Origin of the sequence: Phaeobacter sp. JH20_37, assembly GCF_048056015.1 — a bacterium.
In the GTDB taxonomy this organism is placed as follows: Bacteria; Pseudomonadota; Alphaproteobacteria; order Rhodobacterales; family Rhodobacteraceae; genus Phaeobacter; species Phaeobacter bryozoorum.
Genome location: NZ_JAYMWW010000011.1, coordinates 1 through 17,741, shown reverse-complemented (window position 1 = coordinate 17,741; position 17,741 = coordinate 1). Strand labels below are relative to the sequence as shown.

Below are 17,741 nucleotides of genomic sequence, written 5' to 3'. Positions count from 1 at the left end.
ACCGGGGCTTTTCTGATCTGACTGTGGTCGGCTTAGCTGATCGCGGCTGCCTTCACATCATCGTCGATGTAGGGCAGGTACTGCTCGAAGTTGTCGGAGAACATCTGAACCAGCTTCGCAGCCTGCGCGTCATATGCGGCCTGATCGTCCCAGGTCCGGCGCGGATCCAGCAGAACCTCGGCCACGCCCGGAACGGTCACAGGTACGTCAAAGCCAAAGTTGCCATCCTTGCGGAACTCAGCCTCGGCCAGCGAACCATCCAGGGCGGCGGTCAGCAGAGCGCGGGTTGCGCGGATCGGCATCCGTGAACCGATACCATAGGCGCCGCCGGTCCAGCCGGTGTTTACCAGCCAGCAGGTGGCGCCATGCTGGGCGATCTTCTCACGCAGCAGGTTGCCGTAAACCTCCGGGCGGCGCGGCATGAAGGGCGCGCCAAAGCAGGTGGAGAAGGTCGGCTCCGGCTCGGTCACGCCGCGCTCGGTGCCCGCCACCTTGGAGGTGAAGCCGGACAGGAAGTGGTACATCGCCTGCGCTGGGGTCAGCCGCGCGATCGGAGGCAGCACTCCGAAGGCATCGCAGGTCAGCATGATGATATTTTTCGGGTGGCCGCCGCGGGCGCTTTCTGAGGCGTTGGAGATATAGTGCAGCGGGTAGGCGCAGCGCATATTGGCCGTCAGGCTGTCGTCGTTGAAATCCAGCTTCTTGGTCTCCGGGTCGAACACCATGTTCTCGATCACGGTGCCGAACTTGGAAGTAGTGGCGTAGATTTCCGGCTCTGCCTCGGCATTCAGGTTGATGGTCTTGGCATAGCAGCCGCCTTCAAAGTTGAAGGTGCCGTTGTCGGCCCAGCCATGTTCGTCGTCGCCGATCAGCACCCGGTCGGGGTCTGCGGAGAGAGTGGTCTTGCCGGTGCCGGAGAGGCCAAAGAACACGGCGGTGTCCACAGGGTTGCCCTTGGCGTGGTTGGCGGAGCAGTGCATCGGCATGATGCCTTTTTCCGGCAGCAGGTAGTTCAGCAGCGAGAAGACGGATTTCTTGTTCTCACCGGCATATTCCGTACCGCCAATCAGGATCATCTTGCGATCGAAGTTCATCGCAATCACGGTCTCACTGCGACAGTTGTGGCGCTCAGGGTTCGCCTGGAAGCTCGGGCAGTTGATCACGGTGAAGTCGGCGATGAAATCATCCAGATCCTCACGATCCGGGCGGCGCAACATTGTACGGATGAACAGCCCGTGCCAGGCCAGTTCGGTGACCATGCGCACATTGATCGCATGGACAGGGTCGGCCCCGCCGACCAGATCTTGCACGTAATAATCCTTGCCCTGCATATGGACGAGCATGTCCTCGTAGAGCGCATCAAAGCCCTCTGGGCTCATCTCGGCGTTGTTTTCCCACCAGATGGTATCAGCGACGCTGTCGGTTTTCACCACGTGCTTGTCCTTGGGGGAGCGGCCGGTGAACTTGCCGGTGGTCACCAGGAAGGCGCCGCCGTTGCCAAGAGTACCTTCGTCGCGCTTCAGAGCTGCCTCGATCAGAGCTGGCTCCATGAGGTTGTAATAGACGTTCCCCAGTCCTTCGATACCTTGATCTTCGAGGCGGAATTGCGGGTTAACCCGTCCAGATGCCATGTGTTCTTTCTCCTGTGTCGACCATCGAAGGCCGCAAACAATAAAAGCCGCGCCCTGGGGCAGAGATCGGCACAACCGGCCGATGTGGGTGGTCTTAACATGAGGTTTTACTGGCTGAACAGAACGGTTTGACGCAGTTAGCGCCATCAAGGCGATGTTTAGCGCAACCATTTTTTTTAAAGACAATTTGCGAGGGTAGATGCCGGAATGTTCAGCGCCTGCTAAGGTATTTTTGTCTCAATTGAGGCGAAACTGTGTCGAGATTCCTCAATTGGCATTGATTCGCCGAGGTAGAACGGCGATGAACGTCTAAAAAACGCAAAAAAGAGCAGATTAGGGGCCAATCAGATGTCTAAGATTGCTTTAGTCGATGATGATCGGAATATCCTGACTTCGGTCTCGATGACCCTTGAGGCTGAAGGCTTCGAGGTTGAGACCTATAATGACGGGCAGGCTGCGTTGGACGCGTTCAACAAGAAGCTGCCCGATATGGCCGTCCTTGATATCAAGATGCCACGGATGGACGGCATGGACCTGTTGCAGCGACTGCGCCAGAAAACCCAGATGCCGGTGATCTTCCTCACCTCCAAGGATGATGAGATCGACGAGGTTCTGGGCCTGCGTATGGGCGCTGATGACTACGTCAAGAAACCGTTTTCGCAGCGGCTGCTGGTCGAACGCATCCGCGCATTGCTCCGCCGTCAGGAGGCGATCAGCGGCGATGCAGTGGCCACCACCACCGAAAACAAGGTGATGGAGCGTGGCAACCTGCGGATGGATCCCCTGCGCCATTCGGTCAGCTGGAAGGGGCAGGATGTATCGCTCACGGTGACTGAATTCCTGCTCCTGCAGGCACTGGCACAGCGACCGGGTTTCGTCAAAAGCCGCGACCAGCTGATGGATGTCGCCTATGACGATCAGGTCTATGTGGACGACCGGACCATCGACAGCCACATCAAACGCTTGCGCAAGAAAATGCGCAATGCGGACCCTGAATTCTCGGCGATTGAGACGCTTTATGGTATCGGGTACCGTTACAATGAAGAGTAAGCCCTGCTCAGGGTCAGGCGGAGTACAACGCCGATGCGCGATTCTGGCATAACCCGTCCACGGCGGGATAGTGATGTTGTTCTGGGCGATGATTGGGTCGCGCCGGAGCAGAACGTCGCGCGTGAACTCCAGGACCGGCGGGCCCGTCGCGGCGTCCTGACGCTGCGGGCGTCGCCGCTCACACGCAGGATCATCACGCTGAACCTGATTGCGCTGATCATTCTGGTGTCGGGTATCCTCTATCTCAATTCCTCGCGTCAGAGCCTTGTGCTTCAGCGCGCAGGTGCCCTGGCGGCCGAAGCGATGCTGATCTCGGATGTGTTTGAGGCACAGCTGCCTGAACTGGGCACCGTGAGCCTTGCGGTCGGCGACGGGATAGATCCGGTAACGACCCTTCAGAACATCAGCCTGCGGGCTGGTGCGGAAGTGTTTGTCTTTGACACCGCAGGGACGCTGATTGCCCAGACCAAGGGGGTCGAACAGGGCGGCGCGCTGGACCTTCTCAATGACGCCAGCCCATCAGAAACCCTGATCAGCGATGCTCTGGCGGCTGTTTGGTCCTTTGTGGGCGGACTGTTGAAGTCGGACACGCCGGAGAGCCCCGCCCAGCCTCTTGAGGACCAGCTGCGCGCTATGGTGCAACAGGCGCTGGTAGGCGGGACAGAGGTAAAGGCCGTTGTTGATACCAGCGGCGGCACGGTCTTCTCCGCTGCCACGCCGATCCTGTTTCAGGGAGAAGCGATCGGCGTTGTCACACTGGCCTCACCAACCGGCGAAATCGACGCATTGGTTCGCGGCGAGCAGGAGCGCGTCCTGCAGATGTTTGTGGTTGCGCTGGTGGTATCCATCGGGTTGAGCTTGGTGCTGGCCTCCACGATCGCAAACCCGCTCGCAGACCTCGCAGAAGCCGCAGAGCTGGGTCGCGATGGCGACTCCCGAAAATCAAAGCCTGGGCGCATTCGCATTCCCGATCTGAGCGCCCGCCCGGATGAAATTGGCCGTCTCAGCCGCGCCCTGCGTGGTATGGTCAAGGCGCTCTATAATCGCATCGACAGCAATGAACAGTTTGCCGCAGATGTGGCTCATGAGATCAAGAATCCGCTGGCCAGCCTGCAATCGGCGGTCGGTACGCTACGGATGGTCAAACGCGAAGATCAGCGTGACAAGCTGCTGGATGTCATCGAACACGACGTGCGGCGTCTGGACCGGTTGGTCAGCGATATCTCCAATGCCTCGCGGCTGGACGCTGAGCTGGTGAAAGAGGAGGAGGAGAGCTTTGATCTCCTCCATATGCTTGGCAACCTCAATCAATTCCTTGGCGAGGATGCGCGCGGCAAGGGGATCGACTACATCACCGACCTGCCAAAGACACCGATAACAATTCAGGGGCTGGAGGCCCGGCTGGCGCAGGTCTTCGTCAACCTGATCACCAACGCGATTTCCTTCTGCGAGGACGGCGATGCCATCCGCGTCTGGGCGCGCCGTCGCGACAACCGCGTTCTGGTCGTGGTTGAAGATACCGGTCCCGGTATCCCCGATCAGGCCCTGAGCAAGGTGTTCAAACGCTTCTATTCACAACGGCCCGTTGAGCATTTTGGCAATAACTCGGGCCTTGGTCTGGCGATTTCCAAACAGATCGTCGAAGCACACGGTGGTGTGATCTGGGCCGAGAATATCCGCCCGACCGAAGCTGACATCACCTCGGAACCTCTGGGGGCTCGGTTTGTCGTCGGCCTCCCGGTCTGACCCATGGCCGCGACGCCGACCTGTCGGCTTCACGCCAGCTGTGTCGCGGTGGCGGGGCAGGGTCTGTTGATCACGGGCGGCTCCGGCAGTGGAAAATCGACACTAGCCTTGCAAATGATGGCGCTCGGGGCGGAGCTGATCGCGGATGATCAGGTGATCATAACTGCCAGCGATGACGCTCTGGTGGTCAGCGCGCCGGAACCATTGCGCAATATGATCGAGGCGCGCGGGTTGGGCCTGCTGTTCGCCCGGGCAGCAGACCAGGCGCATTTGGCTGGTGTCGTCGATCTGGATCATGTTGAAACCGAACGTCTGCCGCCCCAGATTGAAACCACGATCCTCAACCGGCCAATCCGCCAGCTGCGTCGTGTCGACGGCCCGCATTTCGCCCCTGCGCTGCTGCAGTTTCTCAAACACGGAGCCTTGAATCCCGATGCCTGACCCGGATGCTGTCCCTGATCCAACGGCGGTGCCGATCGTTCTGGTGACAGGCCCGTCCGGTGCCGGGCGCACCACGGCCATCAACGTGCTGGAGGACCTCGGTTTTGAGGCGATTGACAATCTGCCTTTGCGCCTGCTGCCCGGTCTGGTGGAGACCAACAGCCTGACCCGACCGATGGCGCTGGGCCTGGACAGTCGCAACCGGGATTTCTCCCCCGCCGCCTTGCTTGATGTTATCGACATGCTGGCTGCGCGCCGGGATCTGCATCTGACCGTGCTCTACCTCGATGCCGACCCCGATGTCCTGCTGCGACGCTACTCGGAGACCCGGCGCCGGCATCCGCTTGCCCCGGCCGAGGATCCTGAGGTCGGGGTGCTTCGCGAGATTGATCTGATGCTGCCGATCCGCGACCGTTCCGACCTGTTGCTTGATACCTCGGAGATGAACATCCACCAGCTGAAGGCGGATATCGAACGCCGCTTTGCCCCCGAAGGGCGGGCGCTGGCGGTTTCCTTGCAGAGCTTTTCCTACAAACGCGGCGTGCCACGCAGCATTGATATGGTGTTCGACTGCCGGTTCCTGCGCAATCCCTATTGGGAGAAAGACTTGCGAAGCCTAGACGGGAGGGATCCGAAGGTGCAGAGCTATGTCCAGGAGGACAGCCGCTATCAGCCGTTCTTTGACCGGGTGCTTGATCTGATCCGCTTGCTGTTGCCTGCGTATCGAGAAGAGGGTAAATCGCATCTCTCTATAGCATTTGGATGCACCGGAGGGCAGCACCGCTCGGTCACGATGGCAGAAACCCTGGCCAAGGACCTTGCGGAAAACGGGCAGCAGGTGTCAATTAGACACCGCGAGCTGCACGGCCAGCGACAGAAGTGAGGGACCGGCTTGATCGGAATCGTGATCGTTGCACATGGGGGGCTGGCCAGAGAATATCTGGCCGCCGTGGAACATGTTGTGGGTCCTCAGGTCTGCCTGGAGGCGATCAGCATAGGCCCAGAAGACGACCGGGATGAGAAGCAGCGCGAGATCTGCCGTGCTGCCGATGCCGTCGACAGCGGCGGCGGTGTCGTTGTGGTCACGGACCTGTTTGGCGGTTCTCCGTCGAACCTCAGCCTCTTGGCCTGTACGCCACCAGATCGCCGGATCCTCTACGGGGCCAATCTGCCGATGCTCATCAAACTGGCAAAATCCCGCCATCTGCCTGTTGCGGATGCGGTCAGGCATGCCATGGAGGCGGGCCGCAAGTACATTAACGCCCAAAATATCAACCCCGAAGGGGAGCAAGCGCACTAAATGGTTCGTAAAACGCTGAAAATCGTCAATGAAAAAGGACTGCACGCGCGCGCCTCAGCGAAGCTGGTCGAGGTGGTCGAGGGCTTTGATGCTACGGCCGAAGTCTCGCGGGACGGGCTGTCGGCCTCCGGGGACAGCATCATGGGGCTTTTGATGTTGGCAGCCTCAAAAGGAACGACTATTGACATCGAGACCTCGGGCCCGGATGCAGAGGCGCTTGCCTCGGCGTTGGACACGCTTGTTGCTGACAAGTTCGGCGAAGGCTACTGAGGCTCATTCAAAGCTACGGAACAGGACAAGGCACTTGGCGGATACTGCGCATGATCGCGACGCTGGCGCGACGCCAGGGACCGAAGAGACCGGCGAGATCTATGACCGCCGGACTCTCACCTATGCCAATTCCTTTGACGACCGCTGGACGTCTTTTGCGATCCGCGCCATCGAATGGTGCACGGGCAAGCTGACGATCCTCAGGATGGTGCGCCGGTTCGAGCGCAGCAACGCCGAATACCGGGGCCAGAAATTCTGGCGCGGTGCCCTCAATGTCATGGGAATCGATCTGGAAACACCGCAGGAGCAAATCCTGCGCATCCCGCGAGAGGGGCCGGTGGTGGTGGTTGCAAATCACCCGCATGGGATGGTCGATGGGATGATCTTTGCGGATCTCATTGGCAGGGTGCGTCAGGATTATCGCATCCTGACCCGCTCCGTGCTGACCGGCCTGGACGAGGCGGCAACCTCTTTTATGATCCCGGTCCCGTTTCCCCATGACCCCGAAGCACAAAGCAAGATGGTCGAAATGCGGGCCAAAACGATGGCGCATCTGAAAGAGGGGGGCGTGGTCGCGCTGTTTCCCTCCGGTGTGGTGATGTCCTCGGACAGCTGGTTCGGCCCCGCAATCGAGCGGGAATGGAACGTGTTCACCGCCCAGCTCATTCGCCGCTCCGGCGCGCGTGTGGTGCCCATCTTTTTTCCGGGCAGCAATTCTCGCTGGTACCAGATCGCCAATCAGGTCTCGCCGATCCTGCGTCAGGGGTTGTTGCTGCATGAGATCGTGCGATCCTGCAACAAGCCGCAGAGCCCGGTTGTCGGTGAACCCCTTAGCGATGCGCAGATGGAAAAGCTGCAGAGCGATCCGCGCGGCTTTATGGCCTGGCTGCGCGAACATACGCTGTCGCTCGGCAAGCAGGGCTAGAGCCGCCGCGCGTCATCTTCTGGCTGGAAATATCCCCGTGGGATGAGCAGGCTTCCCGGAAACCGTCTGGCAGACGGTTTCGCCTGCGAAGGGGGCAGCGCCCCCTTTCTGAGATATCCGCCTATCGCGTCGGCACTGGGATCTCGCCCCGGTAATCATAGAACCCGCGTTGCGTTTTCCGGCCCAGCCAGCCTGCTTCGACATATTTCGTCAGCAGCGGGCAGGGGCGGTATTTGGTGTCCGCCAGACCATCATGCAGTACATTCATGATGGCAAGGCAGGTATCCAGACCGATGAAATCAGCCAGCTCCAATGGTCCCATCGGATGATTGGCGCCCAGCTTCATCGACTCATCAATGGATTTCACGGATCCCACGCCTTCATACAGGGTGTAGACCGCCTCATTGATCATCGGCATCAGGATCCGATTGACGATAAAGGCGGGGAAATCCTCCGCGCTTGCTGCGGTCTTGCCCAGTTTTTCCACCACCGCGTGACAGGCCGAGAAAGTGGCCTCATCTGTGGCGATGCCGCGGATCAGTTCGACCAGCTGCATGACCGGCACCGGGTTCATGAAGTGAAACCCCATGAAACGCTCCGGCCGGTCGGTCCGGCTGGCCAGTCGGGTGATCGAGATCGACGAGGTGTTGGAGGTGAGAATCGTGTGCGGCAGCAGATGCGGCAGCAGATCCTCGAAAATGGCCTGCTTCACCGTTTCGCGTTCTGTCGCCGCTTCGATGACCAGATCAGTCTTGCCGACATCCGCCAGCGTTAGCGTTGTCGAAATGCGCCCTAGTGCAGCGTCAACATCCGCCTGCTCAATCTTGCCCTTGCTGGCCTGCCGGGTCAGGTTCTTCTTCACCGCATTCACGGCACTGTCCAAGGCCTGTTGGCTTATGTCATTCAAAACAACATCATAGCCTGCCAGCGCCATCACATGTGCGATGCCATTGCCCATCTGGCCTGCACCAATCACGCCTATTTTCTGGATGTCCATCGCTCATGCCTCTTGGGAGTTTTCCGGCGGATCATACTGGCGGGTCCGTGGGCGGCACAAGGCCGATTGGCCGGGTTTTTAGGCAAAGTTGAGCATTAGCAATTCGTCAACGGATCTCGGATTAAGTGAGTCTCGGGTGAAATTTGGTGGGTATTATGAGCTATGAACTCAAGAGCGCGACAGCGCTTGCGGGCGAGCCTTGCAGCTATGCGGGCTCGAAATTATTGGTCCGCGGGCCGGCGCGTAATCTGACTGAACCATATTTGGCATTTATTGGCGGCACAGAGGTCTTTGGACGGTTTGTCGAACGTCCCTTCGTGGCCGAAGCAGAAACGATTCTACAGCGCCCCTGCGTAAACCTTGGCAGCGTGAATGCCGGGGTCGACAGCTTTTTGAGCGATCCGGATATTCTGGATATTGCCCGCAAGGCCGAAGCATCTCTTGTCCAGGTGCTGGGGGCACAGAATATCTCCAACGGCTATTACAAGGTTCATCCCCGGCGCAATGACAGGTTCTTATGCGCTCATGAGCCGCTGCGGGATCTGTATCCGGAAATGGATTTCACGGAGTATCACTTTAACAAGCACCTGCTGAGCGCGCTCCGATCTTGTTGCAGAACCCGTTACGAAACCGTTCGTGATCATCTGCAAGAGACCTGGGTTGACCGTATGGGAGAGCTGATCGCGGCGCTCAATGGGGAGGTGACTTTGCTCTGGATCCATTACGACGTCGATCATCAGGCCCTGTTTGGGCATGAGCCTGCGCTGGTTGACCGGCCGATGGTGGATGCACTGCGTGCGCGTGTGCTCGGGGTTGTTGAGATCCCTGTCCATACCGCGCGGGATGCCGCAGACATTGACGGCATGTTCTACGGACAGCTTGACCTGCCGTCGGCCCAGCGAATGGTCGGCCCGAAGGAGCATGTTAGAATTGCGGCGCAGGTGGCGCAGTATCTGCAACCCCGCCTCAGGAACTGATCGCGACCCGAAAGGTTGTTTGAAACAAAAAAAGCCCGCGACAGATGTCGCGGGCTTTTCACATGTTTACGCGACGCGCTTACAGTTTTTCGATCAGCTCGGGTACGGCCTGGAACAGGTCGGCCACCAGGCCGTAATCGGCAACCTGGAAGATCGGAGCCTCTTCGTCCTTGTTGATCGCAACGATGATCTTGGAGTCCTTCATGCCTGCCAGGTGCTGAATTGCGCCGGAGATCCCAACCGCAACATAAAGCTCAGGCGCCACGACCTTGCCGGTTTGACCCACCTGCCAGTCGTTCGGTGCATAGCCCGAATCCACGGCCGCGCGGGAGGCGCCAACCGCCGCACCCAGCTTGTCGGCCAGGTTTTCGATCAGTTTGAAGTCCTCTTCGGACCCAACACCACGACCACCGGACACAACAACACCGGCCGAGGTCAGCTCGGGGCGATCGCTGGCGGCGACTTTGTCCTCTACCCATTCGGACAGGCCGGGGTTTTCGGCAGCGGAAATGGTGTCAACGGAGGCGGAGCCGCCGTCACCAGCCGCGTCGAAGGTGGATGTCCGGAACGAGATCACCTTTTTGGCGTCGCGCGACTTTACGGTCTGAACCGCGTTGCCTGCGTAGATCGGACGCTCGAATGTGTCGCCATCGACAACACCGGATACGTCCGAAATGACCATCACGTCCAGCAGGGCTGCAACGCGGGGCAGGACGTTCTTGGCGTCAGTGGTCGCAGGCGCCACGATGTGCTCGTAGTCGGATGCCAGCGAGGCGATCAGCGCAGCAGTCGGTTCCGCCAGACGGTGGCCGAGCGAGGCGTCTTCAGCAACCAGAACCTTCGACACGCCTGCAATCTTGGCGGCTTCTGCACCGGCTGCTGCCGCAGAGGCGCCAGCGGCCAGAACGGTCACGTCGCCCAGCTTGCTTGCCGCGGTCACGGCTTTTGCGGTTGCGTCCAGCGCCAGGGCGCCATCGGTCACTTCGGCAAGGAGAAGAACAGCCATTACACAGCCCCCGCTTCTTTGAGTTTACCGACCAGCTCATCCACGGAGCCCACGATGATGCCTGCGGCACGGGCTGCGGGTTCGGTGGTGGAGATGATTTCCAGACGCGGGGAGACATCGACGCCGTAGTCGGCGGCGGTTTTCTCGTCCAGCGGCTTTTTCTTGGCCTTCATGATGTTCGGCAGCGAAGCGTAACGCGGCTCGTTCAGGCGCAGGTCAACGGTGACGATGGCGGGCATCTTCACTTTGATGGTCTGCAGGCCGCCGTCCACTTCGCGGGTCACAACGGCGCTATCGCCATCAATGTCCAGCTCAGAGGCAAAGGTGCCCTGCGACCAGCCCAGAAGCGCCGACAGCATCTGACCGGTGGCGTTCATGTCGTTGTCGATCGCCTGCTTGCCTGCCAGAACCAGACCGGGCTGCTCTTCCTCGACCACTTTGGCGAGGATTTTGGCAACGGCCAGCGGCTCGATGTCGGTATGCACGTCATCTGCTGCAACAACCAGGATCGCGCGGTCGGCACCCATGGCGAGCGCGGTCCGCAGGGTTTCCTGCGCTTGCTTCACACCGATGGAGACAACGACGATCTCATCAGCTTTGCCGGCTTCCTTGAGGCGGATCGCCTCTTCGACGGCGATTTCGTCAAACGGGTTCATCGACATTTTGACGTTGGCGAGATCGACACCGCTGCCGTCCGCTTTGACGCGGACCTTCACGTTGTAGTCAATCACGCGCTTGACAGGCACAAGTACCTTCATTTTGCGTTCTCTCCTTAACAAACGGTAAGCCGCCGGGGCGACTCTCCTCCATGCTCTCGCGATGTTGATAGCGGCTTAGATTGCGCCGCAACAGGGCAAAATCGTCACGTTACCGCCCTCCGACGTCGCGTCTGACGGTTTGCATCAGCAGTTTTGCAGGAATGTTTCGCCGATAATGCTGCACTGCCGCAGCGGCAGCTATACCGGTGCTTGATCTCGATGGGACAGGTTGCCGCAGCGCTATGCGATCACCGACCAGCTCTGCCACGCGCCGCTCGGCCGGGCGCGTGAGGTATTGTCATTGCGGCGCTTACCGATTGGCGCCGGGCACCCAGAGCACATCGCGCGCGCCGTTGTCATTGGCAGCACGCGACGCAACAAAGAACCAGTCGGACAGCCGGTTGAGATATTTCACCGCTGCCGGATTGATGTCCTCCTGCGTGGCAAGCTCGGTTGCCAGACGTTCGGCGCGGCGCGCCACGGTACGACATACATGGAGATGTGCGGAGAGAGCTGCGCCGCCGGGCAGCACAAAGCTGCGCAGAGGCGCGAGATTGGCGTTCATGACATCAATTTCCGCCTCCAGACGCGCAACCTGTGCATCGGCAACACGCAGTGGCGGGTAGTCGGCATTGGCATCTTTGTCCATTTCAGGTCGGCAGAGGTCCGCGCCCAGGTCAAACAGGTCATTCTGGATACGCGCCAGCGCCGCGTCCATCTCACCATCGGCCTCCAGTCGCGCCACCCCGACGAAGGCATTCAGCTCGTCCGAGGTGCCATAGGCATTGACCCGCGCGGAATGTTTGGCAACGCGGTCTCCATTGCCAAGAGCGGTGTCGCCCTTGTCGCCGGTACGGGTGTAGATCTTGTTCAATACGACCATGATTTACTGACCTCCCTGAGCGCGAAGATAGACATATCCGAGTATGAACACCACGGCGAGGAACTGAAACAGGATGCGCAGGCGCATCATCTTGTTGGCATTTCTGGCATTGAAGGCGCCGCCGGCGCCGAAGCCACCAATGCCGATTACCAGCACGATGACGGTTGCGGCGATCGCAGCAATCGCCAGGATGTAGAGCGGATCGCCCATCTTCTCATATTCCTTGTTTCTTGCCGCGACAGCCGCTGCCTTCATGGCAGGGCCCGCCGCGCATCAGCTATCTAAGCCGCGCGAGGATACGGTCAATCGCGCGTGTGGTCAGGATGCGTTTTAGCACACCTCCGATATGGGTCGGCACGGTGACATAGTAACGCGGACGTGGCCGTCGGCTCTCGCAGGCATGGATCAGTTTGGCCGTGACTGAGGATGCCGGGAGTTCGAACCTGTCTGGTCCATTGCTTTCATAGAGCCGCTTCAGGAGGCTGGCCTCATAGCGGTCGCGCAGGGCGGAGTTCTCCCAATCGACGTATTTCTCGAAATGGGGAATGGCCTTTTCGCGGATCTTCGACGTCACAGGGCCGGGCTCGATCAGAACGATCTTGATGCCGCTGTCGCGCAGCTCAACCCGCATGGTATCGGTCAGCCCTTCGATGGCGTGTTTGGTCGCCACATAGGCGCCGCGCCAGGGGAAGCTCACAAAACCGAGGATCGACGAATTCTGCACGATCCGCCCATGCCCCTGTGCGCGCATCACCGGGATGACGTTGCGGGTCAGCTCGTGCCAGCCAAAGACATTGCTTTCAAAGATGCTGCGCAGCCCTTCGGTCGAGACGTCCTCAACAGCGCCGGGCAGCCCGTGCGCACCATTGTTGAACAATACGTCCAGCGTGCCGCCGGTGCGCTCCAGCACTTCTGCCAGACCGCTGCGCAGACTTTCTGCATCTGTGTAATCCATCAGCGGGCTGACAAATCCCTGCGCGCGCAGCCTGTCGCAGTCGACCGGTTTGCGGCAGGAGGCGAACACGGTCCAGCCACGTTCGCGCATACCATGCGCAGCATCCAGGCCGATCCCGGAGGAACAGCCTGTGATCAGGATCGTTTTTTGCATAAAACTCCTCGCGCGGTCACCTGTACCGGCGCTTTATGGGCGTTTCTTGCTCACCAGGGAAGCCGCAATCCAGCCAACCTTGCCGTCTTTTACGGTGCGCAGGTGCAGCCAGCCGGTGCCAATGTCCTCAACAACCGTGACTTTCTCGCCGTTGCTGAGTCGATCCAGGATCGGGTAAACCGTGCCGGGGCCTGTCCGCATGTTGACGCGGGTTGCAGTGATGGTGCGGATGTCTTCTGCGGGTTCGGCCGGGTTCAATCCGGCGGCATCCGCTTCGAGCGCGGCCTGAACCAGGGGTTGCCCCGACAGCCCATCCGACAGCGAGGCCAGCTGCACCGTTGCCGTATCGCCCGAACCCGGTATCCGCGCAGAGGCGGGCGCCGAAGCTTGGGCCACGGAAAATGCTGCGTCACTGTTGCTCAGCCCCTCACCAACAGCGGCGATCTGCGCCATCGCGACACGCGAACGCAGATTGGGGTCTGCGGAGGGGCGCGGCGATTTTGCGTTCATTGAGGTTGTAGCTGCGGTCTGTGGCACGCGCAGGGCCACCTTGCTGACCAGCGATTCTGCGGTCACCGCGGTGCGGCGCGCTGCGGTGTCGCTGGTGTCGACATCACTGCCAAAAGCAGCCTTGGCGATGTCGATGGCAGCAGAGGGGCCTTTGGGCGGCTCAAAATCAGCGCCGCCACTGGCTTCGTAAAAACCCCAGCCCAAAAACAGAAATGATGCGATAACAAAGCGTGACATATACAAATCCCCCCCAGGATCAGCCTGAAAACCTGTGCAAATTCATGATTATCGAGCATTCGCTCGGCTGCAGGTAATACGCACCCGCTGCACAGATTGTTCCGGCTTAACTTAGATCTTACAGCAGTTTTTCGAGTCGTAGTAGGGGAGAGGTGGCGACTTTCTCCCCCAAGCCAGCTTTGTCGGTCGTACGGGAGGTGGTCGGGCGACGGGCAGGCCCTGCCGGTTGTGGCCGGGTCGATATATGGGGGTAACTCCGCATTTTCGCACGGCCCCGCTTTACCAAGACCGGAGGGGGCAGTATCACCAGTGCATGACCGACCTGGTAGATGATCAAGACACCCCCGATTCCCCCGCAACCGGAGAAATACTGGAGCCGCTGCGCCGTGCGATTGGCGAGCGGTACCTGACTTATGCTCTCAGCACCATCATGCACCGGGCGCTGCCCGATGCCCGCGATGGCCTGAAACCGGTGCACCGCCGCATTCTCTACGCGATGAGCCGCCTGCGTCTCACCTCGACGGGCGGCTTTTTGAAATCGGCCAAGATCTCCGGCGACACCATGGGTGATTTCCATCCCCACGGCGACGCGGCGATCTACGACGCGATGGCGCGTCTGGCGCAGGATTTCAACGTCCGCTATCCGCTGGTCGACGGGCAGGGCAACTTCGGCAATATCGACGGCGATAACCCGGCGGCCTCTCGTTACACCGAGGCACGGATGACCTTTGTAGCCGAGGCGATGCTGGACGGGCTGAGCGAGAACGCCGTTGATTTCCGTGACAATTACGACGGGCGTTTGACCGAACCGGTTGTTTTGCCCGCAACCTTCCCGAATATCCTGGCCAATGGTGCGGCCGGTATCGCGGTGGGCATGGCGACCAATATCCCGCCGCATAATATCGGCGAACTGATCGATGCCTGCCTGCATCTGATCAAGACCCCGGATGCCCGTGATGATACGCTGTTGAACTACGTGCCGGGACCGGACTTTCCCACCGGCGGCGTGATTGTCGAGCCACGCGAAAATATCGCCAAGGCCTATAACACCGGGCGCGGATCCTTCCGTCTGCGCTGTACCCATGAGGTTGAGGATCTGGGCCGTGGCCAGTGGCAGATCGTCATTACCGAAATCCCCTATCAGGTCCAGAAATCCAAGCTGATCGAAAAGATCGCCGAGCTGATCCAGACCAAGAAGATTCCGATCCTGGCCGATGTTCGGGACGAATCAGCCGAGGATATCCGCATCATTCTTGAGCCGAAGTCCAAGAATGTGGATCCCGAAGTGCTGATGAACATGATGTTCCGCAATTCGGATCTGGAAATCCGCTTCAGCCTGAACATGAACGTGCTGATCGACGGCGTGACCCCCAAGGTCTGTTCGATGAAGGAGGTGCTGCGCGCCTTCCTTGATCATCGTCGCGACGTGTTGCAGCGCCGGTCGCAGCACCGGATGGACAAGATCGACCACCGGCTCGAGGTTCTGGAAGGGTTCATTATCGCCTTCCTCAATCTGGATCGCGTGATTGATATCATCCGTTATGACGATGATCCCAAGGCCGCGTTGATGCGCGAGAACTGGGCGCTGGATCACCCGCGCGCCTATACCGAAGCCGATTATATCTCGCCCGCCGCCGGGCCTGGAGAGCTGAGCGAAGTCCAGGCCGAAGCGATCCTGAACATGCGGTTGCGCAGCCTGCGTCGCCTGGAAGAGATCGAACTGGTGCGCGAACGCGATGCCCTGCAGGAAGAACGCGCCGGGCTGGTCGAATTGCTGGCCTCCGAAGAGCTCCAGTGGAGCCGCATCGCCGAACAGCTGAAGGACACCAAGAAGCAGTTTGGCAAATCCTATGAGGGCGGTCCGCGTCGCACCCGCTTTGCCGAGGCGGGCGAAGTCGAAGATGTGCCGCTCGAAGCGATGATCGACCGCGAACCGATCACCGTGGTCTGCTCGCAGATGGGCTGGATCCGTGCCATGACCGGCCATATCGACCTGGGCCGGGAATTGAAGTTCAAGGATGGCGATGGCCCTCGCTTCATCTTCCATGCCGAAACCACGGACCGGCTTCTGGTCTTTGCGTCCAACGGGCGGTTTTATACGATTTCCGCGTCCAACCTGCCCGGCGGGCGCGGCATGGGTGAACCCCTGCGCCTGATGGTGGATCTGCCGAATGAGGTCGAGATTGTCGATATTCTGATCCACAATCCAGACGGTCGCCTGCTGGTCGCCTCGGATGCGGGCAACGGCTTTATCTGCGCCGAGAAAGATATCGTTGCCCAGACACGCGGCGGCAAGCAGGTGCTGAACGTCAAGGATGACGACCGTGCCAAGATCTGCATCCCCGTGATTGGCGATCACGTTGCAGTGGTGTCTGAGAATGGCAAATTCCTGGTCTTCGCGGTTGAGGAGATGCCCGAGCTGTCCCGTGGCAAGGGCGTGCGGTTGCAGAAATACAATATGGCCCGTGGCAAGCAGGGGTCGCTGGAGCTGGATGGCGGTTTGAGCGATGTCACCACGTTCAACTGGGATGACGGTCTCAGCTGGGAAATGGGCGGTGGCAAGACCCGTCATGAAACCGATCTGGGCCAGTGGTTGGGCAAGCGCGCAGGTGTCGGCAAACGGCCGCCCTACGGGTTCCCGCGCAACTACAAGTTCAAATAGGATCAGATGTGGCTGCCCTGTACCTGTGACCTCAGCGCCACCCGGTGGAACCGTAGGGCCATGACGGCTTTACCGGTTCCGTACCGGGCGGCTATCTGGGGGTGTCTTCTAACTGAAATGAGACTGCTATGATCCGGATCTTTACCCTCCTGGCCGCCATGGTCGCTGTCGCCGCCTGTACCGCCGCTGCGCCGGACGAACCGCTGGAGGAACTCGGGAACTTCAAGCTGGGTCATAACATCGTTATCGCATCCAAGGTTCAGATGGTGCCGGGGTCGCGGAAAGTCTCAAAAGAGGAATGGGTCGATATCCTCACCAATGAGGTCAATGCCCGCTTCAGCCAGTATCAGGGCGACAAGATCTATCATTTCGGGATCAGCGTTGAAGGGTATTTTGTCGCCCCCGGCGGCGTACCCCTCGTGCTCAGCCCGAAATCGGTTCTGGCGGTCAATGTGACCGTTTGGGACGACGCCGCAGGTGCCAAACTGAACAAGGTCGTCAAGAAATTCACCGTCTTTGAGACAACAACGGCAGACAGTTTCCTGGTGGGATCCGGTCATGCCCGGACCCGCGAAGAACAGATGCGGGGACTGGCGCGCAACGCCGTGGGCCAGATCGAGGATTGGCTGGTCGAGCAGCGCAAGGAAGAGGGCTGGTTCGGGCCCGAACAGACCTCCGGACAGGTTGACCAACCGCGCACCACCGGGGTGACAGAACCACCGGTAGCCGCGGCGGGCTGATTCCGCCTCACGCGCGCGGTGGATCCAGATCCGTTTCCGCCAGGCTCTGACCGGTCGGACCCCTGACACCGACATGGCCGATCATGCTCGATGCAATGAACCCTGTTGCCATTCCCCTGTGGCGGCAACTCTGTGGCCTATGGTTCATGATCTGGCGGTGATTTGCGACAGGACGCACAGGAACGGGTTGATTTTCACCTATAAACCAAATAAGCCGCGCGCGCAGAGGAAATTCGGGTCGGGTTTCGACCCCCAATTCAAAAGGGCGCCTACAGAATGGCTAAGGAAAAGTTTGAACGTACAAAACCGCACGTCAACATCGGCACCATCGGCCACGTTGACCACGGCAAGACCACGCTGACCGCAGCGATCACCAAGTATTTCGGTGACTTCAAAGCCTACGACCAGATCGACGGCGCACCTGAAGAGAAAGCCCGCGGCATCACCATCTCGACCGCGCACGTGGAATATGAGACCGAAGGCCGTCACTACGCCCACGT

At 59.8% G+C, this 17,741-nt stretch carries 19 protein-coding genes; 11 read left to right on the top strand and 8 right to left on the bottom strand.

The window, feature by feature from the left end:
* Positions 1-32: 32 nt before the first annotated feature.
* Positions 33-1,631, bottom strand: a complete 1,599-nt coding sequence (locus tag VWZ87_RS03790; RefSeq protein ID WP_340546553.1) for a phosphoenolpyruvate carboxykinase — start codon at positions 1,629-1,631, stop codon at positions 33-35.
* Between the two features lie 348 nt (positions 1,632-1,979).
* Here VWZ87_RS03790 and VWZ87_RS03785 point away from each other — a divergent pair, with 348 nt between their 5' ends.
* Genes VWZ87_RS03785 through VWZ87_RS03755 form a run of 7 tightly spaced genes read left to right on the top strand, consistent with a single transcriptional unit; the run spans position 1,980 to position 7,363 of the window.
* Positions 1,980-2,681, top strand: coding sequence for a response regulator transcription factor (locus VWZ87_RS03785; protein WP_340546554.1), 702 nt, complete (start codon positions 1,980-1,982; stop codon positions 2,679-2,681).
* A 33-nt stretch (positions 2,682-2,714) separates the two neighbouring features.
* Complete coding sequence (locus VWZ87_RS03780; protein ID WP_416534635.1) at positions 2,715-4,427, top strand: sensor histidine kinase; 1,713 nt, start codon at positions 2,715-2,717, stop codon at positions 4,425-4,427.
* A gap of 3 nt (positions 4,428-4,430) precedes the next feature.
* Positions 4,431-4,868 (top strand): HPr kinase/phosphorylase, encoded by a 438-nt coding sequence (locus VWZ87_RS03775; RefSeq protein ID WP_340546556.1) that lies wholly within the window; start codon positions 4,431-4,433, stop codon positions 4,866-4,868.
* Positions 4,861-5,751 carry an RNase adapter RapZ gene (gene rapZ / locus VWZ87_RS03770; protein ID WP_340546557.1) on the top strand — a complete coding sequence of 297 codons (891 nt, stop codon included), beginning with the start codon at positions 4,861-4,863 and terminating at the stop codon, positions 5,749-5,751. Before VWZ87_RS03775 ends, rapZ begins: the two co-directional genes overlap by 8 nt.
* 9 nt (positions 5,752-5,760) lie before the next feature.
* Positions 5,761-6,168, top strand: a complete 408-nt coding sequence (locus VWZ87_RS03765) for a PTS sugar transporter subunit IIA (RefSeq protein ID WP_340546558.1) — start codon at positions 5,761-5,763, stop codon at positions 6,166-6,168.
* Positions 6,169-6,438 carry an HPr family phosphocarrier protein gene (locus VWZ87_RS03760; RefSeq protein ID WP_340546559.1) on the top strand — a complete coding sequence of 90 codons (270 nt, stop codon included), beginning with the start codon at positions 6,169-6,171 and terminating at the stop codon, positions 6,436-6,438.
* Between the two features lie 34 nt (positions 6,439-6,472).
* The gene (locus VWZ87_RS03755) at positions 6,473-7,363 is read left to right on the top strand and encodes a lysophospholipid acyltransferase family protein (protein ID WP_416534634.1); all 891 of its coding nucleotides are present in this window, start codon (positions 6,473-6,475) and stop codon (positions 7,361-7,363) included.
* A gap of 121 nt (positions 7,364-7,484) precedes the next feature.
* On the opposite strand, the gene VWZ87_RS03750 is transcribed toward VWZ87_RS03755, so the two are convergent.
* Entirely contained in the window at positions 7,485-8,360 is an 876-nt protein-coding gene (locus VWZ87_RS03750; RefSeq protein ID WP_340546561.1) for a 3-hydroxybutyryl-CoA dehydrogenase, read from the bottom strand.
* Between the two features lie 155 nt (positions 8,361-8,515).
* On the opposite strand from VWZ87_RS03750, the gene VWZ87_RS03745 reads away from it, so the two are divergent.
* The gene (locus tag VWZ87_RS03745; protein WP_340546562.1) at positions 8,516-9,337 is read left to right on the top strand and encodes a DUF6473 family protein; all 822 of its coding nucleotides are present in this window, start codon (positions 8,516-8,518) and stop codon (positions 9,335-9,337) included.
* Positions 9,338-9,416: 79 nt separating this feature from the next.
* Here the strand turns inward: VWZ87_RS03745 and VWZ87_RS03740 are convergent, their stop codons facing one another.
* The 6 genes from VWZ87_RS03740 to VWZ87_RS03715 all read right to left on the bottom strand — a co-directional run bounded on the left by VWZ87_RS03740 (position 9,417) and on the right by VWZ87_RS03715 (position 13,839).
* On the bottom strand, positions 9,417-10,343 hold the full coding sequence (locus VWZ87_RS03740; RefSeq protein ID WP_340546563.1) for an electron transfer flavoprotein subunit alpha/FixB family protein: 927 nt from the start codon (positions 10,341-10,343) through the stop codon (positions 9,417-9,419).
* The gene (locus tag VWZ87_RS03735; protein WP_340546564.1) at positions 10,343-11,101 is read right to left on the bottom strand and encodes an electron transfer flavoprotein subunit beta/FixA family protein; all 759 of its coding nucleotides are present in this window, start codon (positions 11,099-11,101) and stop codon (positions 10,343-10,345) included. Before VWZ87_RS03735 ends, VWZ87_RS03740 begins: the two co-directional genes overlap by 1 nt.
* Positions 11,102-11,411: 310 nt before the next feature.
* Entirely contained in the window at positions 11,412-11,984 is a 573-nt protein-coding gene (locus VWZ87_RS03730; protein ID WP_416534633.1) for a cob(I)yrinic acid a,c-diamide adenosyltransferase, read from the bottom strand.
* A gap of 3 nt (positions 11,985-11,987) precedes the next feature.
* Complete coding sequence (locus tag VWZ87_RS03725; RefSeq protein ID WP_040176068.1) at positions 11,988-12,194, bottom strand: twin transmembrane helix small protein; 207 nt, start codon at positions 12,192-12,194, stop codon at positions 11,988-11,990.
* Between the two features lie 67 nt (positions 12,195-12,261).
* Positions 12,262-13,092, bottom strand: coding sequence for an SDR family NAD(P)-dependent oxidoreductase (locus tag VWZ87_RS03720; RefSeq protein ID WP_416534632.1), 831 nt, complete (start codon positions 13,090-13,092; stop codon positions 12,262-12,264).
* A 33-nt stretch (positions 13,093-13,125) separates the two neighbouring features.
* Positions 13,126-13,839 (bottom strand): SH3 domain-containing protein, encoded by a 714-nt coding sequence (locus VWZ87_RS03715; RefSeq protein WP_416534631.1) that lies wholly within the window; start codon positions 13,837-13,839, stop codon positions 13,126-13,128.
* Between the two features lie 313 nt (positions 13,840-14,152).
* Here VWZ87_RS03715 and VWZ87_RS03710 point away from each other — a divergent pair, with 313 nt between their 5' ends.
* From VWZ87_RS03710 to VWZ87_RS03700, 3 genes are all read left to right on the top strand, one after another.
* Positions 14,153-16,501, top strand: a complete 2,349-nt coding sequence (locus VWZ87_RS03710; protein WP_340546568.1) for a DNA topoisomerase IV subunit A — start codon at positions 14,153-14,155, stop codon at positions 16,499-16,501.
* Positions 16,502-16,629: 128 nt separating this feature from the next.
* Positions 16,630-17,241, top strand: coding sequence for a hypothetical protein (locus tag VWZ87_RS03705; protein WP_416534630.1), 612 nt, complete (start codon positions 16,630-16,632; stop codon positions 17,239-17,241).
* Positions 17,242-17,517: 276 nt separating this feature from the next.
* Positions 17,518-17,741, top strand: a 224-nt coding sequence (locus VWZ87_RS03700; protein ID WP_416534629.1) for a GTP-binding protein, incomplete at its 3' end; no start/stop codon positions are given.